Source organism: Bifidobacterium simiiventris, from assembly GCF_019331715.1.
Taxonomy (GTDB): domain Bacteria; phylum Actinomycetota; class Actinomycetes; order Actinomycetales; family Bifidobacteriaceae; genus Bifidobacterium; species Bifidobacterium simiiventris.
The window spans coordinates 82820-103567 of sequence record NZ_JAHBBG010000001.1; the positions used below are offsets into that span (position 1 = coordinate 82820).

General features: G+C 66.2%; 17 protein-coding genes. All 17 read right to left on the bottom strand.

Features of this window, described 5'->3' with window-relative positions; translation table 11 throughout:
* Nucleotides 1-31: 31 nt before the first annotated feature.
* The 17 genes from KIH76_RS00320 to KIH76_RS00400 all read right to left on the bottom strand — a co-directional run bounded on the left by KIH76_RS00320 (nt 32) and on the right by KIH76_RS00400 (nt 20747).
* A complete protein-coding gene (locus KIH76_RS00320) occupies nt 32-3175 on the bottom strand; it encodes an alpha-mannosidase (protein ID WP_219068555.1) in 3144 nt (1047 codons plus the stop codon).
* Between the two features lie 143 nt (nt 3176-3318).
* Nucleotides 3319-6441 (bottom strand): alpha-mannosidase, encoded by a 3123-nt coding sequence (locus KIH76_RS00325; protein WP_219068557.1) that lies wholly within the window; start codon nt 6439-6441, stop codon nt 3319-3321.
* A 525-nt stretch (nt 6442-6966) separates the two neighbouring features.
* Nucleotides 6967-7290 (bottom strand): phage holin, encoded by a 324-nt coding sequence (locus tag KIH76_RS00330; RefSeq protein ID WP_219068559.1) that lies wholly within the window; start codon nt 7288-7290, stop codon nt 6967-6969.
* A gap of 55 nt (nt 7291-7345) precedes the next feature.
* Nucleotides 7346-8572, bottom strand: coding sequence for a GH25 family lysozyme (locus KIH76_RS00335; RefSeq protein ID WP_236036727.1), 1227 nt, complete (start codon nt 8570-8572; stop codon nt 7346-7348).
* Between the two features lie 81 nt (nt 8573-8653).
* On the bottom strand, nt 8654-9001 hold the full coding sequence (locus tag KIH76_RS00340; protein WP_219068561.1) for a DUF2746 domain-containing protein: 348 nt from the start codon (nt 8999-9001) through the stop codon (nt 8654-8656).
* Nucleotides 9002-9015: 14 nt separating this feature from the next.
* Entirely contained in the window at nt 9016-10401 is a 1386-nt protein-coding gene (locus tag KIH76_RS00345; protein WP_219068563.1) for a hypothetical protein, read from the bottom strand.
* A gap of 40 nt (nt 10402-10441) precedes the next feature.
* On the bottom strand, nt 10442-12802 hold the full coding sequence (locus tag KIH76_RS00350) for an SGNH/GDSL hydrolase family protein (protein WP_219068565.1): 2361 nt from the start codon (nt 12800-12802) through the stop codon (nt 10442-10444).
* A 17-nt stretch (nt 12803-12819) separates the two neighbouring features.
* Entirely contained in the window at nt 12820-13182 is a 363-nt protein-coding gene (locus KIH76_RS00355) for a hypothetical protein (protein WP_219068567.1), read from the bottom strand.
* Nucleotides 13182-13985, bottom strand: a complete 804-nt coding sequence (locus KIH76_RS00360; protein WP_219068569.1) for a hypothetical protein — start codon at nt 13983-13985, stop codon at nt 13182-13184. The genes KIH76_RS00355 and KIH76_RS00360 overlap by 1 nt, the downstream gene beginning before the upstream one ends.
* Nucleotides 13985-15079 carry a hypothetical protein gene (locus KIH76_RS00365; RefSeq protein ID WP_219068570.1) on the bottom strand — a complete coding sequence of 365 codons (1095 nt, stop codon included), beginning with the start codon at nt 15077-15079 and terminating at the stop codon, nt 13985-13987. The genes KIH76_RS00360 and KIH76_RS00365 overlap by 1 nt, the downstream gene beginning before the upstream one ends.
* Nucleotides 15070-15807, bottom strand: a complete 738-nt coding sequence (locus KIH76_RS00370; protein WP_219068572.1) for a phage tail family protein — start codon at nt 15805-15807, stop codon at nt 15070-15072. Before KIH76_RS00370 ends, KIH76_RS00365 begins: the two co-directional genes overlap by 10 nt.
* A gap of 4 nt (nt 15808-15811) precedes the next feature.
* Nucleotides 15812-18592, bottom strand: coding sequence for a phage tail protein (locus tag KIH76_RS00375; RefSeq protein WP_219068574.1), 2781 nt, complete (start codon nt 18590-18592; stop codon nt 15812-15814).
* An 18-nt stretch (nt 18593-18610) separates the two neighbouring features.
* Entirely contained in the window at nt 18611-18832 is a 222-nt protein-coding gene (locus KIH76_RS00380) for a hypothetical protein (protein ID WP_219068576.1), read from the bottom strand.
* A 92-nt stretch (nt 18833-18924) separates the two neighbouring features.
* On the bottom strand, nt 18925-19341 hold the full coding sequence (locus tag KIH76_RS00385) for a hypothetical protein (RefSeq protein ID WP_219068578.1): 417 nt from the start codon (nt 19339-19341) through the stop codon (nt 18925-18927).
* Nucleotides 19342-19452: 111 nt separating this feature from the next.
* Nucleotides 19453-20073: a phage tail tube protein gene (locus KIH76_RS00390; RefSeq protein WP_219068580.1), complete on the bottom strand. Its 621-nt coding sequence runs from the start codon at nt 20071-20073 to the stop codon at nt 19453-19455.
* Nucleotides 20074-20085: 12 nt separating this feature from the next.
* Complete coding sequence (locus KIH76_RS00395; RefSeq protein ID WP_219068582.1) at nt 20086-20490, bottom strand: hypothetical protein; 405 nt, start codon at nt 20488-20490, stop codon at nt 20086-20088.
* Nucleotides 20487-20747 carry a hypothetical protein gene (locus KIH76_RS00400; protein WP_219068584.1) on the bottom strand — a complete coding sequence of 87 codons (261 nt, stop codon included), beginning with the start codon at nt 20745-20747 and terminating at the stop codon, nt 20487-20489. The genes KIH76_RS00395 and KIH76_RS00400 overlap by 4 nt, the downstream gene beginning before the upstream one ends.
* Nucleotide 20748 lies beyond the last annotated feature (1 nt).

Genomic DNA, 20748 nt, shown 5'->3' on the forward strand with positions numbered 1-20748 from the left:
GGAGAGCCCTCAGCGACGGATCGCCGCGGAACTAGCGGCAAATGCGCAGCGTGGCGAGCTGGAACGGGGCGAGCGCGATCGACGCGCCGTCGGCCGGCACCGCATCGTCGCCCGAAGCGAGCGCGCGTGGCAGTTCGGCGTCAAGTCCCGGCTCCTCCATCAACGTCACCTCCCGCACGCTTGCGCCGGCGAGCGCGCCGTCGAGTCGCAGCGTGGCGGTGGCGTTGCCGCCGGCGGCCTCGTAGACGCGCACGATGAGGTCGTCGGAACCGTCGTCGGCGAGCTTGATCCAGTCGAGCACGGGCGCGCCGGTCACGTCGGCGAGCGTCACGAGCGGCGCGATGGCGGGCAGCTGGCCTACGACGGGACTGTTGAGGCGTGACGCTTCGGTGAGCACGGCGCCCATCGGCGCCCCGGCGACCACGCTCCATGCGAACGAGTGCTCGCCCTGGTCGGTGCGCGGGTCCGGGTAGAGCGGCGCGGACAGCAGCGACAGGCGGATCATGGTGCCGCGGCCGGTGCCGTGCGCCGCGTCCTCGTGGATGGGGCTGACGTCGGAGCCGTAGGTGGACGCGTTGACGACGGCGGCCGCGTAGCCGGAATCGGCGATACGTACGAAGCGGTGGGTGCAGCTTTCGAACTTGGCGTCGTCGGAGCGTGTGTTCTTGTTGATCGGGCGTTCGACGATGCCGTACTGGCATTCGTACTGCGCGTTGACGGCCTGCACGCCGACCGGCAGGTCGACCTTGAGGAACTTCTCGACCGCGTGCCAGTCCACGTCTGCGGCGAAGTCGAGCGTGTCCGCGCCCGGCCGCAACGTGATCGCCGTGCGGATCTCGACGCCCTGAGCCCTGGTGACGACGTGCACGACCGCACTGCCGTCCGCGCCCGTTTCGACGCCTTCCACGCTCGCGTCGTCCAGGCCGTTCGCGGTGAGGAACGCGTCGCGCTGGATGTCCCAGGCGTCCCAGTGGAACGGTTCGTCCTTGAGCAGCTCGTAGCGGCCGAGGCGCGTGCCGGCGGGCACGAGTTCGCGCCCTGCGGCCAGGTCGGTCAGCGAGGAGACGGTGCCGTCCGGTTCGACGCGCACGCGCAGCCGTCCGTTGTCGAGGATCGTCGCCTCGCCGTCGTGCGTGACGGACACTTCGCCGTCGGCGACATGCGCGACGCCGGCCGCCGGACGCACGGTCCATGCGTCGCAGATCTCACGCGAGTACGGGGTGATCACCGCGTCCGCGACCGTCGCGTCGTCCGGTTCGGCCGCGGCGATCGCGCGTCCGGCTTCGAGCGTGATCTCGCGCAGCCGGGCGATGTCGCGCGCGTATTCGGTGCGCGCCTGACGGTGCACCCATGCGATCGCGGAGCCGGGCAGGATGTCGTGGAACTGGTTCAGGAGCAGCGTCTTCCAGATGCGGTCCATCTCCTCGCGCGGGTAGACGTAGTCCGGGTTCTTGACGCGGGCCGCGGCGCACAGGTATTCGGTCACGCGCAGCATGGCCTCCTCGTTTCGACAGCCGCGTTTCATGTCCTGCTGGGCGGTCAGGGTGCCGCGGTGCAGTTCGAGGTACAGTTCGCCCTTGAACACCGGGGTCTCGCCGCGCGCGTCGTCGACGATATCCTTGCGCACGCGGTCGAACAGCTGGTCGGGCGTGCCGAAGTCGATCTTCGGGGCGCCGGCGAGGTCGCGGTCGCGGCGGATGCGCGCGGTCATCTCGCGGGTGGGGCCGCCGCCGCCATCGCCGAAGCCGTACAGCAGGATCGCGTTGCGCGACAGGTCCTTGTCGAGGAAGTTGCGCTGCGAGTACATGAGCTCGTGCATGCTCATGGACGAGCAGTACGTGTCGGACGGCGGGAAGTGCGTGAGGATGCGCGTGCCGTCGACGCCCTCCCACATGAACGAGTGGTGCGGGAACTTGGTGCAGTCGTTCCACGAGATCTTCTGCGTGAGGAACCAGTCGAAGCCGGCGCGGCGCGCGATCTGCGGCCACGAGCCGGTGTAGCCGAAGCTGTCGGGCAGCCAGATGCCGCGCGGGGTCACGCCCAGGTGCTCCTTGAAGTAGCGGCGGCCGAACGTGATCTGGCGGATGAGCGATTCGCCGGAGGGGATCATGTTGTCGGATTCGACCCACATGCCGCCGACCGGGATGAACCGACCCTCCTTCACGCGTTCCATCATGCGGCGGAACAGGTCGGGATGCTCGGTCTCGAGCCACTCGTACTGCTGGGCGGAGCTCATCGCGTACTTGAAGTCCGGGTCCTCGTCCATCAGGGCGAGCACGTTGGACACCGTGCGGGCGACCTTGCGGCGGGTTTCGCGCACCGGCCACAGCCATGCGGAGTCGATGTGCGCGTGGCCGATGGCGATGTGGCTGATCGCGCTGGACGACGCGTGCTCCGCCAGCACGCCGGCAAGTTCGCCGCGGGCCGTGGAGAGCGTGCCGGCGATGTCGCGTTCGTCGTAGGCGTTGAGCGAGCGCTGCAGGGCCTTGGCGAGCTGCCAGTAGCGCGGGTCGTCGTCCTTGAGCTCGCGCATCAGGGACTCCACGGTTTCGAGGTCCATGTAGTAGGCGAACACGTCCTCGTTGAACACGGTGACGTCCATACGGCTCAGCGTGTACGGGAAGTCGTATTGGCCGGTCGGTCCTTCGCCGAGTTCGGTGGGCGAGAACGGGGTCGGGCCCTCGACGAACGGGTTGGCGGCCGCTTCGATGTAAACGGTGAAGTCGCCGTTCTCGTCGAGGTCGACGGTGCTGGTGCCGTCGGCGTAGACGAGCGGGATCCAGTGGTTCTTCGGGTTCGCGGACTTGATCGCGGTGCCGTCGGCGCGGTAGACGAGCCCTTCGGACTGGAAGCCGGGGCCGCGGTGGCCGAGCCAGCCGAGATCGACCTCGAGTTCGACCTTGCGTCCCCTGGTCGCCTCGCGGTCGATGCGACCGGTGACCTCGAACCACGTGGTGCCCCACGTGGTGCCCCACGTGCCGGGGATGGAGAACGGTTTGAATTCGACTTCGCCGGCGCGCACCTTGGCGAGGAATTCGCCTGACGGCACGGGTTCGCCGGGGTTGTCGTGCGCGCGCAGCGTGCAGGCGCTCAGGGTGGTGTGGATGTGCGGTTCGACGCGCTGCCACATGACGCGGTCGCATCGGTCGAGCTGCTGGTTGGGCATGAGGAACATGCTGGTTTCGGCTCCTTTGCTGATGATGTTAGTTGGTGTTGGTCTGGTTGACATTATGGTGACGCCGGTGCCATGTCGGCCGACGCCCGCGAATGAGGCCGTCCGCTCCCCGGTCCGGGAGGCGGGACGGCCTTGCGTTCGTCTCAGCGCGTGATGCGCAGCGTGGCGAGTTGGAACGGCGCGAAGTGCAATGCGGCGCCTTCGACCGGCTGTCCGTTCTCGCCCGTGAGCGCGACCGGAAGGTCGGCGGCGATGTCGTCGCCTTCGAGCACGTTCGTTTCGCGCACCGTGGCATTCCTGAGCGCGTCGGCCACGTGCAGCGTCGCGTCGGCCTGTCCGCCGGCCGCTTCGTACAGTCGGACGATCAGGTCACCGCTGCCGTCGTCAGCCGGTTTCATCCAGTCGATCACGACGGCGCCGCGGTGTGTCTCAAGCGAGACAAGCGGTGCGATCGCGGGCACGTCGCGCAGGATCGGCGCGTTGAGTTCGCAGGCCGCGTCGACGGTGCTTTCGATCGTCGCGTCGGCCACAATCGCCCAGTCGAACTCGTGCGCGCCGATGTCGGTGCGCGGGTCGGGGAAAGTCGGCGCGGACAGCAGCGACAGGCGGAACATGGTGCCGTTGCCGGTACCGTCCGCAGCATCGCCTCGGATCGGCGCGGCGTCCGATCCGTAGATCGAACCGTTGACGACGGCGGCCGCGTAACCGGATTCACGCAGGATCGCGAACCGATTGGTGTCACTTTCGAACTTGGCTTCGTCGGATGCGCTGTTCTTGACGATCGGCCGGGTGACCAGGCCGTACTGGCAGTCATAGGTCGCCCGGTCGGCGCTGATCGTAAGCGGCAGGTCGACCTTGAGGAAGCGTTCCTTCTCATGCCAGTCGATGTCGGCGTGGACGTCAAGCCGGCAGGCACCGGGCCGCAATGTGATGGTCGTGTTGACCACGGTCTCGCCGTTGACGGTGCGTACCGTGACGTGCGCCGCACCGTCGTCGCCGGTTTCGGCGGAGACGATCGAACCGGTGAGGTCATGGCCCATGAGCAGCGATTCGCGTTCGATCTCCCATGCGTCCCAGACGGCGGGTTCGTCCTTGAGCAGTTCGTAGCGGCCGAGACGGGTTCCGGCCGGCACGAGTTCGCGGCGTGCGGCGATGTCGGTCAGCGACGAGATCGTGCCGTCCGTTTCGACGATCGCCGACAGGAGCCCATTGTCGATGCGCACGCGGCCGTCGTCCAGCGTCTCGACCGTCGCCGCGGACGCAGTGCGGTCGCCCGCGGACCGGACTTGCCACGACGAACCGTCGGCTCGGTACTGGCTGATGCGCGCCGTCGGCAGCACGTCGGCCGTCGGGTTCGCCTTGCGCAGCACGGCGCACGCGTCTTCGGCGATCTCGGCGAGCCGGGCGAGGTCGCGGGCGTAGTCCTCGCGCGCCTCGCGGTGCACCCACGAGATGCCGGAGCCGGGCAGGATGTCGTGGAACTGGTTGAGGAGCAGCGTCTTCCAGATGCGGTCCATCTCCTCGCGCGGGTATTCGTAGGCCGGGTCGGCGAGCGTGGCGGCCGCGCCGAGGTATTCGACCGTGCGCAGCAGCGATTCCTCCTTGCGACAGCCGCGTTTCATGTCCTGCTGCGAGGTGAGCGTGCCGCGGTGCAGTTCGAGGTACAGCTCGCCTTGGTATTCGGGCATTTCCGGACCGGCGTTCGTCTCGAGCTGGGTGCGGGCCTTGTCGAAGAAGTCGTTCGGACTTTCGATGGTGACCTTGGAGACGCCTTCGAGGTTCTCGTAGCGGTGCAGGTGCTCCATCATGTCGCGCGTGGGGCCGCCGCCGCCATCGCCGAATCCGAAGAGGAGCAGCGAACGGTCGGCGAGGTCCTTGTCCTGGAAGTTCTTCTCGGCATAGTCGAGCTCCTGCACCTTGCACCATGCGGCGTACGTGTCGGACGGCGGGAAGTGGGTGAAGATCGGCGTGCCGTCGATGCCGCGCCACAGGAACGAGTGGTGCGGGAACTTGGTGGTGTCGTTCCACGAGATCTTCTGCGTGAGGAACCATTCGTATCCGGCGCGGCGCGCGATCTGCGGCCAAGCTCCCGTGTAGCCGAAGCTGTCGGGCAGCCAGATGCCGCGAGGCTCGACGCCGAGGTGCTCCTTGAAATATCGGCGACCGTAGGAGATCTGGCGGATGAGCGATTCACCCGTGGGCAGCATGCCGTCGGCTTCGACCCACATGCCGCCGACGGGGATGAACCGGCCTTCCCTGATGCGCTGGAGCATGCGCCGGTAGATGTCGGGGTGGTCTTCCTCGAGCCAGGCGTACTGTTGGGCGGAGCTCATCGCGTACTGGAAGTCGGGATCGGCGTCCATGAGCGCGAGCGCGTTCGAGACGGTGCGGGCGACCTTGCGACGGGTTTCGCGTACCGGCCACAGCCATGCGGAGTCGATGTGCGCGTGGCCGATCGCGCTCACGTTCATGGCGGACGCGTTCGCGGGTTTGGCGAGTACGCCGGCGAGGGCGCGGCGGGCGGCGTTGACGGAGTCGTGGTCGCGTTCGTCGTGTGCGTTGAGTGCCCGCTGCAGGGCCTTGGCGAGTTGCCAGTAGCGCGGCGAGGACTTGTCGGCGTAGGTCATGAGCTGGCTGACGACGTCGAGGTCGACGCGCAGGTTCTCGTAGTCGGCGTCGAATTCGGTCAGGTCGGCGGCTTTGAACACGTACGGTTCGTCCGGCTTGCCGGTGGCCTTCTCGCCGAGTTCGGTCTCGATGAACGGGGGTACGCCGAGCAGCAGCGGATTGCTGGCCGCCTCGAGGTACAGCGTGAAGCTGCCGTCCTCGGCGATGGGGACTTGAGCGTTGCCGTCCGCATCCATGAACGGCACCCAGATGTTGAGCGGGTGCACGGCCTTGATGGCGGTGCCGTCGGGCCGGTAGACGAGTCCTTCGATGTGGCCTCCGCAGGAGTGCGGGTACCAGCCGAGGTCGAGGATCAGTTCGAGCGGCTTGCCGGCCGGGTAGCCTTGCGGCACTTGGCCGGTGAGGCGGAACCAGACGGTGCCCCAGGTGGTGCCCCATTCGCTACCGATGGTGAACGGCTTGAAGTCGATCTCGCCGGCGTTGACCTTGGCGAAGAATTCGTCGCTCGGCATCGGCTCGCCGGGAATGTCGAAGGATTCGACGTTCAGGTGTGCGATGACCGGATGGATATGCGGTTGGACGCGTTGGCGCAGGATGCGCGTGCATCGTTCGAGTTGCTGTTCGGGTTTGAGGAACATCGTTGGCCTTGCACTCCCTTGTCTGTGTGCCGATCGGTCGGCATGTGTGCGCCGTCCGGCATCGGGCGGCTTCGTCGTTGCGCTCCCACGGTTTACTAAAGCGCTTTAGTACCATTGTCCCCACAACCCGCGACGGTGTCAAGCCAACTCCCCCGCGCGTGTTGGCCGCCCCTTCTGGCTCACGCTCCCCCGCCAGTGGGATGACGGCCTTCAGCGGGCTCCAGCTCCTCACCCGCAATGCGCCATCCCCTTCCCGGGCTTACGGCCGTTTCCACGCCCCGAACCGGCCGTATGCCCGGGAGCGGCGCGATCCGCAGGCACAACAAAAAAGCGCCGCCCCTTTCGGAGCGGCGCTTGTGTTGGTGGAGATGCGGGGAATTACCCCGCAAACCCGTTAATCGTTGGAATCAGTGGAAAAACGGGTGTGTTCGGAAGTTGCGTACCACATTGTTTACCACACATCCAACGGTTGAATTTGACCGGTTTTGCCGTTTTGTCCGCCATTCGGGACCAACCCCGCTGACTCTATTTTATCGCGGCCGACGCCTTGAGTGCGCTGGCGCCGATGATCGCGCCGACGAGGACGCCGAGCGCGTTGAGCGTGGTGACGATCTGATCGGCGTATGGCAGGTTCCAAGCGGGGGCGACGACCTGTGTGAACACGGCGAGGGCGGGCAGGACGATGAGCGCGACCCATTTGAGGATGTCGTACGCGCGGTTGGGGATGAGCCAGTCGGGCACGTCCGCGCCGGTGTCGTCGATGGTCGAGGTGTTGGTCTTGTCGGCGAGGAGGTCGCCGACGGTCTTGAGTTCGTGGGTGGTGTCGTCGGTGGCGGTCTGTTCTGTCATGATGCTCCTTGGGGGGAAGCGGCCGCATCCCGCGTGTGGGGTGCGGCCGGATGGGTTATCTCAGTATCTGGCCGGGGTGGATGATGTACGGGGCCGGGATGCCGTTACGGGCCGCGGCAGCACTCCAGCCGGTGCCATAGATCGACCACAGGCTCTCGCCCGCGCGCACGACATGGCCGCTCGGCGTCGTCGTGGCGACCGTGCCGCCGCCGTTGTAGGTGACGGTCTGGCCGGGCCAGATGCGGTTCGGATCACCGCTGGGTACGCGCCATGCGGACAGGGGGTAGAGGCCTGTGCGTTGCATGATCGCGTTCATCGTGTCGCCCGCGCGCACGGTCACGCTCGTCGACCGCGTGACGGCGGTCGTACTGCCGGTGGTCGTGTCGGCGCGCCGGTTGATCTCCGCCTGTACGCGCTCGTAATCACTGCCGAGGCGTTGCTTGCGTTCGGGCAGGTTGCCGTAGTCGCCGCGCAGGGTGGCGGCCACGAGCGTGTCGAGGGAGGGTTTGGGCGCGGTCGCAGTGTGCGAGGATGACGGGGTGACCGGTTTGGTCACGGTCTGGGGTTTGCGGGCGGGGTTCGCGTACGCGTCCCACTGCCCGCCGTCGCCACGGAAGTAATTCAGGTCCAAGGGGCCCGAATAGCCGTTGATGCGTCCGTTGCTCGCGTATTGGCGCATGGCCTCGCCGTAGATCGCGTAGTTCCACGGGTTCGCCTGGTATGTGGTCTGCGCGTTGCTGGCGTACTGGGCGACCCATAGTCCGCAGTTTTTGCGCACGTCCGCGGGGATCTGGCCTAGGGCGGACGCCTGCACGTAGACGAGCGGCCATACTCCGGTCGACTCGTGCACGCGGTTGACGAACCGGCGAACCCACGTCGCATCGCCCCACGCCGTGTTCTGGTACTGCTCCCAGTCCAGGTTCAACGTGGCGCGCCCGATGTACGGTTTGGCGAGAGCGGTGAAATAGTCGGCCTCCGAGACCGGATCATTGCCGCCCGCGTAATGGTAGAGGCCGAGCTTCCTGCCCTTGTCGATCACGCACTGTGCCTGCTGCCGCCATGAGGGGTTCTCGTAGCCGACGCCCTGACTGACCTTCACGACGGCGAAATCATACTGGGCGGTGCAGGTGATGTCCGCGGGCTGGTACGAGGACACGTCGATGCCCTGCATGTCCGCCAACGCGATGGCGGGCGTGAACGCGAGCAGTATTGCGACGACGGACGCGGCGAGTCCGCGTGCCCGCGGCTTGCCCTTGTTGCGAATATGGTTGCGATGATCCAATATCCTTGCTCCTTCCGATGATGTGGTGGATATGGAAAGGCCCCCGCGGTTTTCCGCAGGGGCCCGGTCTCGAAAGACGGCTTATTGCCGTTGGTTGCGTAGGTCGTTGACCTCGTGCCTGAGTTCGACGACGTTCTGCTCGGTCGTGGTGATCCGCCGGTTGACGGTCGCGAACTCGCCGTTGACGTCGTCGCGCAGGGCCTCGACCGTCTCGCGCAATGAGTCGATCGCGTCCAGGGTGCGCCGGTTCTTCTCGTCGAGGTCATCACGCAACGGGGTCTTGTGGTTGTTGGTGATCTCCCCGCGCGTGGCCGTGTCTCGCTCGTCGCCCTTCCGGTCGATCCACAATGCGGTCACGACCTGCGCGGCCAATATCATCGCGCTCACGAGGATGTACGCCCAGGCGGGCAGGCCGGCGGGAAGATTCACTGGATGCTCCTTGGTCATTGGGTGAGTGTGGGGTGTTGGCTGGTGGCGTCGGTCCAGGTGACGGTGCCGTCCGCATTGAATGCGAGCCGACGGAACACGCCGTCGGTGCCGCACACGGTCAGATCGCCATTGAGGATCGTCTCGACGGGTTTCTCGCTGCCCTGCCTGCACGAGCCGATGACCGCCTGGCGGCTTCGGTCGCTTTTCGCGCCAGCGCCGAGCACGGTCTGGTACATGCCGTCGGCGATGCCGGGCTTCGCGCCCGTGCCCACGCTCGTGTTGTACCGGCCCGTACCGGTCGCCTCGCCCGCTCCCGCGCCGACCGCCACGTTCGCGTCGCCGCTCGGCGCGCTCACGCCAGCCTGGCTGGTGTACATCGCGGTCGCGCCGACCACCGTGTTCCTGCTGCCGGTGCCGGACTGGTACGCGCGGTTGCCGACCGCCACGTTCGCATTACCTGTCTTGTTGTGGCATAGCGCGTCCTCGCCAAGCGCGGTGTTGCCGTCGCCGGCCGTGTTGTCGCTCATCGCGCCCCAGCCGACGGCAGTGTTGTGGTCGCCGCTGGTGTTGGCTTTCAATGCGCGGTGGCCGATCGCGACCGAATAGTGCCCGTCGTCGCTGCCTGCCCGGCTGGTGGTGCTGGCGGCCGCGTCCACGCCGATCGCGATGATGCCGCACGACTCGTCGCGGCACGCGCCGTCGCCGATGCTGATGGTCTGGTCGCCCGCGTCGCCCGTCCCGGTGCCGCCGTTCGGTATGCGGGTGCCGACGGTCAGGCGCGGGTCCTCGGCCTCGGCCGTCGTGTTTCCGAGCGTGACGATGCCGTCCTGGCCGACCACGAGCGGCCTCCCGGCGTTCTCCGCGCCCTGGTCCTCGGGCACGTCGTGGGTGCGGATGTCGTCGGCAAGGAACTTCCCGTACGGCTTGAACTCGGGCGTCGAGGTCTGCTTGTCCTTCGTGAATATGAGCATGAACGTCGTGTCGGATTTGGACGGGCTGACGCGCATCCACGACGCCCCGTCGGGTATGCGCCGCTGGCTCACGTACGTGATGTTGGTCGAGTACGACGCTTTGACCCATGTTCGTGTCTCGTCGTAGTAGGCGACGAGCGCGTTCGTGCTGCCGGTCACATACCAGCCGCGATAGTCCGTCACGCTGATCCAGTCGGACAGCATATAGGGATCGCGGTCGACCGGCTCGCCCGTGTTCACGTCCAACGCTTTGCCTTGCGCGGCCGTGGAGATATCGAAGCGCTGCGGGCTCTCGTACGCGAACACGCTCAGCACGTCCAACAGGTCGTCCTGGCTGACTCCCCGCTCCCCCTTCGGCCCCTGCGGGCCGGTCGGCCCCATCGGCCCGGGCATGACCGATTCGATCAGGTCTACGATCTGGTCGCTCATGCCGCCACCGTCCAATCCAAACGACTGTCTCCGCGCGCATTCAGGCCCTGGAGGCTAAGCCCCCCCCGACGCCGTTCTTGTTCATGATGGTTCCTTCCGTTGTCGCGGTCTCGAATATCCCCAGGCCGACGCAGTAGCGATATATGAGGTTGCCGATGATGGTTTTCGTGCCGGTCGTGTAGTGCACCGAGTCGACGAGCATCTGGTGGGGCACGATGCCCTGCCTGATCTCGTCCAAGGCGTCGTATTCGACGCCGTTGTACGTGGTCTTGCCGGGCGTGAGCCCCTGGTCGGCGAGCCCGTAGCAGCTGGTGACGGTCGTCCCGTCGGCCGCGTATATCGGGTGCGCGAGGTATTCGCGCAGGCTCAGGAAGTAGCGGCCGAACGCGTCGCGCATGGCGGTCTCGTACTCCCTGCGGCTTTCCGCGCTGCCCGAGCTCAGCCCGAGTATGAGCACGTTGCGGGCGTGGGCGTGCTCGATCATGAGCCGGTGGCGGCGTATGAGCGCGGTGATGCCCTGCGTGGTCGTGGTCTCCGTGCCGTCGTTCTGGCCCATGAATATGACCATGAGGTGGGGGCTGTTGCGGTCGCGGTCGAGGTCGTAGACGAGCGGCGTGGGCCTGTCGACCGTCACGGGGTCTCCCGGCGTGGATCTGATGAACGTCCATGCGCCGTCGGGGTCGTCGTACGCCTTGCCCGTCCACGCGATCGCGCCGGACACGTTACCGATGCGGCACGCGTTGACCGCGGGGATGTCGCGCAGGGCGGGCGTGACCGTGTTGCCCAGCACGGTCTTCAACCCCTTGTCACGGGTCTTGATGGCAAGGGTGACGGGGCCTGACGCGGGTATGGTCAGGTCGTCGACCAGGATCGCGTCGGCCCCTTGTCTCGCCATGATCGTGCGGCTGCTCTCGCCGCCCACGCCCGCGTTGACCACGGGCAGGCCACTCAATGCGGCGAGCCGTTCGGTCCACCCGCCGTTGTTGGTCAGGCTGTCGCCCCAGCACGTGATGTACGCGTCGGAGCCGCCGGCGTCGAGTTTCGCGTCGACCTGCGCCTTCGTGTAATAGGACGCGGCGAGCTCGTCGGATAGTCTCGTGGCCGTCACGATGCCCGGCACGTTCCATTCATGCAACAGCTGTATATCGCCCTCGACCGCATCCCGGACGCCGTCGGCCGCGTATTTGCATATGGGCAGATAGCAGACGTTGTCCGGGAACCTGTCCGCGGCCCCGGAAACGAGCGCGCGAAGGTCGAGCACCATGTACCCGCCGTCGTGGCCGACGCTCGTGGACGGCACCTGGACGTCCGCGTCCGAGGGGCCCCAGTTCTTGACCTTGCTGAGGATCGTTCGGCCCTGCCAGGCGAACACGTCGGAGTATCTGAGCAGCCACCGGCCCGAAAGATCGTCCAGACTGTCCCAACGCACGCGCAGGTACACGCCCGCGTACCTGGACGAGCCCGCGCCGGCCGGCTTCGAGTAGCGAATCACGCCCTCGGCCATCGTGGACAGGGTCGCGTGCACGCTCACCGGCGTGTTCGACGCGCCGTCCCTGTCTCCCTCGCGAAGCGTGACGTTCTTGCCGGAGAGCGGGACGAGCTGACCCGCGGACGAGAACGCGCGCACCATGTCCGGCATGTACGAGGACATGTACGAGGACATGTACGACGGGTCGACGCTGGTCGCCTCGAGCGTGCCCCGCCGGTCGGACACGTGCAGCACGCGCACGGTCATGTCCACCGCATCGGCCGAATCCTCCTTGAGATGCGAGCCGGCGTAGAAATAGCCCACGTTGCCGGGATACGCGTCGGGATGCTCGGACACCAGACGGTACAAATCCACGCCGTACATGCTGTCCGACGCGTACGACTCGCCGTCGACCACGCCCTCATACTGTGACAAGTATGAGGTCATCTCCACGCTGCCCGACGCCGACCCCCAGCTCATCGACGAATTCACGAACACGCCGACGAACACCTTGCTCGAATTGAGCAGGTTCAGGACCAGGCCATCCTTCGTGCGCACCTGCGGCAGCCACCGGCCCTTGAGGTCCTCCACACGGTTCCAACGCACGCGCAGGTACACGCCCGCGTACCTTGTGCCGACCACCGCGCTCTTCGTCACGCGCACCCACCCCTTGTCGAGCACGCCGACGCTCACCGTGTTTTTCGACCACGAGCCGGTGGTGTTCTCGTCGCGTACGATGAGGTTCTCCCGCTCGCACAGCGGGACCACGCGCCCCGCCGACAGTCGCGACGGGTCGATGGCGTCCATTCGACGCGAGAGGAGTTCCTCCACGCCGGGGTTGGTCAGGTCCTTGCCATCCACGCCGTCCCTTCCGGGTTCGCCCTGCGGGCCGGGCATGACACTCTCGATCAGGTCCGCTATTTGATCAGCCATCGTTATCCTTTTTCTGTCTAGTCGCTTAATACCCAGTAACCCCAGCCGATGGTGCGGGTGGTGTTGCCGTCCTTGCTGGTGACGACGCATTTCCAGCGTCCGTTGCGGCGCGTGTCCCATATGGCGGAGGTGAACGCGCCGTACGGGATGCCTGCGATCGCGTACCCGTCGACGGTCATCTGGTCGCACGCGGTCGAATACCAGATTTCGGTGCCGTCCGGGGAACGGAATTCGACGCGGCCGGTCCACCCGCTCAGGTCGACGGGCGTGGTTTCCCCCGTGGCGAGGTTGAGTCTGCGCCAGCGACCGCCGACCCGCTCGCCGTCGCCTCGCACGAGACGGATGTCGAGCCGTTTGACGAGATGCCCGTACGTGGCCATCACGCACCTTCCTTTCCGGTGTCGGGTTTCGTGTAGGAGACTTGGACGGTCAGTGATGCGGTGTTCGACTCGTCCGCCGGCCATGCGTCCGTCGAATGGGCCTGCAGTTCGATGCGGGTCGTGGGGTTGAGGTTGGTGCGGGTGATCGTGCCGGAGCACAGGCCCTCCCAGCGGATCAACGCGACCGGAGGCCCCGGGTCGGGATCCGTGGAACCATCCCCGTCCGAACCGTCGCCGTTTCCCGAACCGCTTCCGGTGTCGGTGGAGCCGTCGCCGGTGTCGGGCGTGGTGGTCGTTCCCCCGGTCTCGATATCGTCGCCGACCGCGTCCGCCGTGGCGATCACCGCCCCGTCGACGACCAGACGCAGCCGATATCCGGCCACACTGGTGTCGGTGGTCTGCATGAGCGTGCCGCCGGTCGCCTGGAAACTGCCGGTCGACCTGCCGGACGGCGTGATCGCGTCCACCATGCACAGGGTGGTCCATGTGTCCGCGGCGAGCTCGTACCCGTCGGCTGAGGCGGTGAACACGCGGATGTCGAACAGTTCCGCGAGCAGGTCGGACAGGTCGGACTGCTGCTGGCCGAGCTTGCGCGTGGTCTGGTTCAGTTCCGTGCCGGTGGGCCGGTTCGCCTCCGCCGCACGCCGGCAGTCCAGGCGGCGCCGGCGTTCCTCGTTGACGAAATAGCCCGACATGCCGCCGGGCCTGTACCCGTGCGGCACGGTCGCGTCGTCCGTGGGCATGGGGATGGTTTGTGCGCGTTGTTCGGCCTCGCGGATGATGCGTTCCATGTCCGTTGTCATCAGCGTCTCCTTGCCTGTATGGTCAGCCAGTCCGAATCCGCGGACCCGCTTACGTCGGTGATCTTCAGTTGGACGACGCGGTCGCCGAGCAGGTCGTCCGCGACGCGTATGTCGGTCCAGTCGCCGACGTGTACGGGCCATTCCTCGCCCACCTTGAGTTCCCATGTCTCGCCGGCGGTCGGGCTCGTGTTCGCCTGGGCGCGCGCATACGACTGCAACGTGGCGAGCACGCTCACGGTGGTGTGCTGCGTGTTCGCGGCCTGCAACGGCGGATAACCGGACCGCGACGCGACGGCGCGTGCCATGAGGACGCGGTCGTCGTTCTTGCCGCCGGTCGCCCACACGTCGTTCGCGAGGTCGTCGCCGTCCTCCTTGAACCCCGTGAGCATGACCCGCTGGCCCGGCACGAGCGTGTTCCACTTCCAGTAATGGTCGACGAGCTCGTGCGCGGCTTCGATCCCGTACGAGAGCACGCCGCCGGCGGTCGACGGCGGGAACCTGACTTCGACGCCCGACTCGAGATCGCTGATGTCGCTGATCCTGTCGGCGACCGTCGCCAGATCCGCGCCGTTATAGGAGCGCGCGAACGCGCCACCCTCCACCGCGGGCAGGGTGAACGGCATGGCTCCCCATTTCATGGTTTCGGCGACCAGCCCTCGGATGATGTCACGGTAGGAGCCGGACAGGGCGAGCAGCCAGTCGCCCGCGGGATGGTCGTCGTCGATCAGCACCTCGCCGTCACGGAACGACGAGGCGAGCCCGTGGTTCAACACGAGCCGACGCGACAGGAGGGTCCAGCCGCCCCCGCACGTCAACGACAGTCGACGCGACGCGGGATCCCATGAGCGCGAGGTCACCGGCCCCGCATGCACGACCGTCGCCCCGCGCCGCAACGCCAATATGACCCGCCACGGGCGCAACAGCCCGTACAGGTCGAGCCGCGTGCTCGCCGTCGTATAATCCACGTCCACGCTCATCGAACCGGGTTCGCTGATCGAATCCGACCACGAACACCCCGTAAAGGGGATGCGCGCGACGAGCATCCGCCCGGTCACGATGTCATGCGCGGACACGGTCAACGCCTCTACCGCCATGCGGGCGTCACCTCCATGCTCACCGTCGCGCCCGCGGACGCGCTGACCGTGACGGTCGACCGTCCTGGCGGGATGCGGAACGCGTCATCCGCGGACAACGCGCCGCTGGAGGGGATCAGGTCACGGAAGTCCAGGGTCAGGCCGTTCGCATTGCCCGTCCACGTGACCGTATGTGCGCTCATGGAAAGCGACAACGATGTCACGCGCCCCTTCACCGTGATCCTCGGCCATACCGGCATCATGCCGGGATTGTCGACCGCGATCCGCCCGTCCACGGGCGAATACGCGACCGGCCGCCCGTATTTCAACGGGTCCGGACAGTAGACGATCAACGTGAACTCGGCGACCTGTTCGCGGGAGAGGATCGTGTAGTCGGGGTCGTCGGCGAGCCAGCCGCGCATCAGCCATTCGCGGCCGGATGATTCCACGAGGATGTCGAGCGGCTTGCACATGAGGGAGTTCAATCGGTCGCGCAACGCGGCCAGTTCGATCGAGCTCGCGCATGTCATGGCGCACGGCAGTTCGATCGTGCGCCCGCCGGCGGTGAGCCGGCTGGGCCAGTACGCGCCGTCCGACTGGGGCATGTCCACGCCGCTCTCACGTGGCTTGGGCGTGCCGAACAGGCCGGTGACGCCTTTGTTCGTGATCCACGCGTCGCGATGCTGGACGGGTAGAAGGGACGCGGCGCGGAATATCGTGCCGTCGTCCGCATGCAACGTCACGCGCATACGTTCACCACCTTTCCACCGCGGCCGCGGCACGTGCGTCGAACATGGCCATCAGCACGTTCGGATCCGTGCCGCGTGCGTCGATGCGCACGTCCACGTTCGGACGTTTATCGCCGTAGCCGTCGGCGCCGCCGGTCATGCCGTACCCGTAGTCGAACCGCATGCTCGGTTCGAGTGTCGAGTTCAATCGGCTCATGCTTTTGGATACGTAGGTTTCGCCGTCGTCGAGGCCGAGCGCGAGACCTCGGCCGACCATCACGCCGACCTCCTTGCGGAACACGCGGGACGGCGAGTGGATGCCGAGCGCGTTCTTGGCCGCGTCGACCAGTCCGCTCAACGCGTTGCGGATGTTGTCGTAGAGGCCTCCGATCGCTCCGCTGATGCCGTTCCACAGGCCGCTGATGATGTTTGATCCGGCGGATATGAGCCAGCCGGCGGCTCCGGCGAAATGCCCTTGTATGATGCCGGGCAATGCGCCGATCTGGCCGCCGATCTGGTTGATCATGCCGCCTGCGGCCGATGCCATGCCGTTGAACCCGTTGACCAGCATGTTGGCCGCGCTGGATACCGTGTTGCCGATCGTGCCCGCGATGTTGCCGAACACGCCGCCGACGAGGCCGGCGAATCCGCTGACCGCGGCTCCCGCGGCGTTGACCGCGCCGCCGATCACGTTGACGACCATGTTGAAGCCGGCGCTTATGAGCGACACTATCGTGCTGGTGACCGAGTTCGCGACGGCGAATATCGACTGAAAGACCCCGGAGACGACCGCGACGATCGGATTGATGATACTGATCACGTTCGAGACGCCGGCGGCGATGAACGCGATCAGGTTCGTGACCGAGGTGATCACGAGGCCGATGACGCTGATCACTCCCGTGACCACGGCCGTGGCGACGGTAAGCACGGTCTGGACGACCGGCAGGATCATGCGGATCATACTGATCACGATCGACGCGAGTCCGGTGATCGCGGGCGTGAGCGCTGCAACGAGATTCAATACGGCGGTCATCACGTTCCGGACGACCGGCAGCAGGCTCGAGACGATCTGCGCGATCAACGGGGCGAGGATCGCGATGACCGAACCGATCAGGACTGCAGTCTGCGTGATCACCGGCATGAGCTGCGTGATCACGGATATGGCCATGGGCAGGATCTGCGTGGCGATCTGCCCGACCGTCATGATGATCTGCCCGATGATCGGCAGGAACGCCTGGATCATGGCCTGAACGCCGGGCAGGAGGCCCGCGAGCACGCCGCCGAGCATCGACGCCAATCCGGTGAGCACGCCGGTCAGCATCGGAACGACCGCGACGGCGATCGACTGCAGCTGGCCGCCGAACTGGGTGAACAGGAGACGGACCACGCCCAACGGGCTGGTCAGGCTCAGAATGGTGGACGCGAGCGCCGTGATCGCGCTGATTGTGCCGCCGTTGTTTTGGAAGGCGGTGGCGAAGGCGGTGGCGACTTGTTGGACGATGGTGATGACGGTGGAGAATATGCCGGTTGCGATCGTCGCGATGGTTTGGAATGATGCGCCGATCGCGGGGGCGATGCCTGAGAGGATCTGTTTGATGGTCGTGCCGGCTTGTATGGCCGTGTCCCGGATGGACAGGATCCGGTCGACGAGGGGGTTGTCTTCCTCGACGTTGAACGCTTCGCGGAATTGCGAGGTGAAGTCGCCGGTGCGCAGCAGGTTGAACGTGGCCAGGACCTTGTTGACGGTCGATGATGCGTTTGCGGTGAATGTGGTTAGGTTTGCGCCGATCCGGTTGAATGCGGTTTGGATGGGTTGCGGCAGGTAGGTGGCGAGCTGGCCCATGGCTGCGGACAGTCCGCTGATGAGGCCTTTGCCGATTTGGACGGCGCGTGGTGCGACGTTTTTGCCGACGATGATGACGGATTCGACGAGTTGGGCGGTGAGGCCTTTCATGTCGGCGTCGTTTTTGCCGAGTTCGGCGAGCCAGTTCGACCATGAGGCCTTCATCGCTCCGACGGATCCTTCGATGGTGGTCGCGGCCTCGCGTGCGGTGGTGCCGGTGATGCCCATCTGGTTTTGGATGATGTGGATCGCTTCGACGACGCTGCTGAACTTGTCGATCGACAGGTCGGCCATTTCGCCGTTGGCTGTCTTGACTTTGTTCGCGTCGTCGATCATGCGTTGCATTTCGGTCTTGGTGCCGCCGTAGCCGAGTCTGAGGTTGTCGAGCATGGCGTAGTTGCCGCGGGCCATCGACTGGTAGGTCTGTTGGATGCTGCCGAGGTCGGTGCCCATCTTGTTGGCGTTGTCCGACATGTCGGTGAGTGCCATGTTGCCCATGTCGGCGGCTTTGTTCACGTCGCCGCCGAGCGAGCTGATCAGGCTTGCGCTGAACGAGGTGACCTGGTTCATGTATTCGTTCGCGGAGACGCCTGCGGTCTTGTACGCGTCGGCGGCGTATTTCTGCACGGTGCCGGATGCGCCTTTGAACAGGGTGTCGACGCCGCCGACGGCCTGTTCCCATGTGGCGTACGCGTCGAGCGCGTTCTTGCCGATCATGGTGACGGTGCCGCCTGCGGCGGTGGCGGCGCCGAGCGCGGCCACGCCCACGCCTTTGAGGATCTTGCCGGCGGCGCCCATCGCGCCGGACAGGCCCGTGGAGAGTTTGCTGCCGAGCGTGCTGCCGGCCTTGTCTCCGACGGAGGCGGCGGCGGGGATGAATGCGCTGCTGATCTTGCCTTGGATGCCGGGCATGGCCGGCAGGATCGTGACGAACGCCTTGGCGACTTCGGTTCCTGCGGCCATGCGCGCACCTCTTTTCAGTTATCGTGTTGCCGTTTTGGCTTCCTGGGCTTTGCTTCGCCACCATTCGTCGAACCGGCTGACGGGTATCGCGCCGCGGCCGATCCGCTGCCCCTTCTGTTTGACGCCGGGGCGTGGCACGGGTTTTGGCGGCGGCGGTTTGGGCTGGCCCTTGCGCCGGTTCATGGCCGCGTTCTCCCAGCGCAGCATGTTGACCGCGTCGATCAGGTCGGCGAGCAGCATGGGTGTGCGGCGTTCGCCTTCCCAGTCGGCGAGCTCGGGGTTGAGTTCGCGGATCAGCCGGCTGGACGCGTCCAGGTGGGTGACGAAATGTTTCAGCGTGAGCCAGTCGAGCGTTTGCGGGACGTCTTGGAGCCGGTATCGGGTGAGGGTGAGGAGATCGTAGTCGAGTGCCCCCGCGTGTTCCCGGCAGAGCCGGTGGAGGCCGATGATTCCCCCAACGTAATGTCCCCGCTGGCCTCCTGCCATGCCTGCATGACGGCCTGGAACACGCTTAATGGCTGGTCGTCGAGGTCGAGTTCGGGACAGTATTCGCCGAACACGTTTTCGAGCCATTCCTGCGCCTTCGAGCCTTTCTCGTTCTCGTCCGCAATGGCCTGAATGTCGCCGAGACGGGTGACGAGCCGTTTGGGCATGTAGTTCATCAACGGCATGGCGTGCACGGTCTTGTCGTCGCCGAGCGTGAACCGGAATTCCTGCGGTGTGGGGATGGGGATGTTGACGATGTCCATTCTGTTCTCCTTGACATGGCATGCCCGTTCTTCTCAAAAAAGAAGAGGAGGATCCCCGTCGCGGCGAGAAGAGGAATGGGCGAAGAACCGCGGCGGGGACGAATCGGAGGGTCACGCGCCGGTGCCGGGCGTGGTGTTCTGCACGGCGACCTTGCGGCCGTCGTCGAACAGCAGGTAAAGGCTGTTGCCTTCGCTGTCCGGGTAGCAGGTGAGCGTCAACGGCCACGACACGGGGTCGGTGCGGTTGAACGTGATGTCGTCGCGCGACGTGATCTGGCCGATCGGCACGACGACCATGAGCCGCGCGTCGCCGTCCTTCATCGCGAAGATCCAGCTCTTGCGTTCCGGCAGGCGGGCGCCGATAGACACCTTGATCTGCGTGCCGTGCTGCGCGTTCGCGGCCGCGGTGACGGTCACGCTGTCCGCGCCGAACGCGTTCTTCAGTTCGGCCTCGCCGGTCTGGATGTACGACCATGCGATGCTGCCGGCGAACGAGTCGAGCAGGCGGCGCACGAGCGCGCCGCCCCATTCGGTGATGTCGCTGGTGCTGATGTCCTGCGTCAGGCTCACGCCGTCGCTGGACACGTAGCCGGAATCGCCGTCGATGAACGCCTGGTCGAGCTTCGCGTCGATCGTGTCGGGCAGAGTGGTGCCCAATGGGGCGCTTTTGATAGCGCCGGTGGTTTGCTGGTCGGGGGTGCCGACGATGACCTTGTTGGCGTCTACCGCCATGATGATCTCCTTCTATTGGTTGATGGTTGCCCGGCATGCGAGCTGGGCGGCGAACGTGACGCGCGGGATTCCGGGGTGATCGGGATCCGGGTTCGCGTATGGGAGCGTGGTGATCTGCGCGTCGCGCCAGTCGAACAGGCTTCCCGGCTGGATGGGGAGCGTGGCGACGAGCCCGGCGGCCCGGTCGGCGGCTTGGGTGGCCTGCATCCATGTGGGGGCGCGCACGTCGATGGACAGCAGGTGTTGGTCGATGACCATGTTCAACCGGGTGCCGCCGGTGCGGGTGACGAGCAGATGCGGCATGTGTTGGTCGAAGTCGCGTGGCAGAGGCGGGGCGCATGCCGTCGCGTCGTCGAGGCCGTGCGTGAGCTCGCGCACGAGCAGGTCTTCGACGTCGACGGGTTCGAGACGGGTCATGCTCCGCCTCCGACCGCGCGGGTGAGTGTCTTGTCGCGGGCTTCGGCCGTGCGCGCCTGATGGGTGACGGCGGTCACGAACGCGCCCATGCGGCCGCCGCCGTAGTTCATGGGGCGTGGCCCGTCGACCTCGAACCCGTCGCCGGCCGCCGTTTTGATGCGTTGCGCCTGCTGGCCTATGAGGTTGGCGACGGGTTGGGAGTTGAGGATCTGCCGGAATCCCGCGGAGTTGAATTGCATGCGGACTTTCGTGGCCATG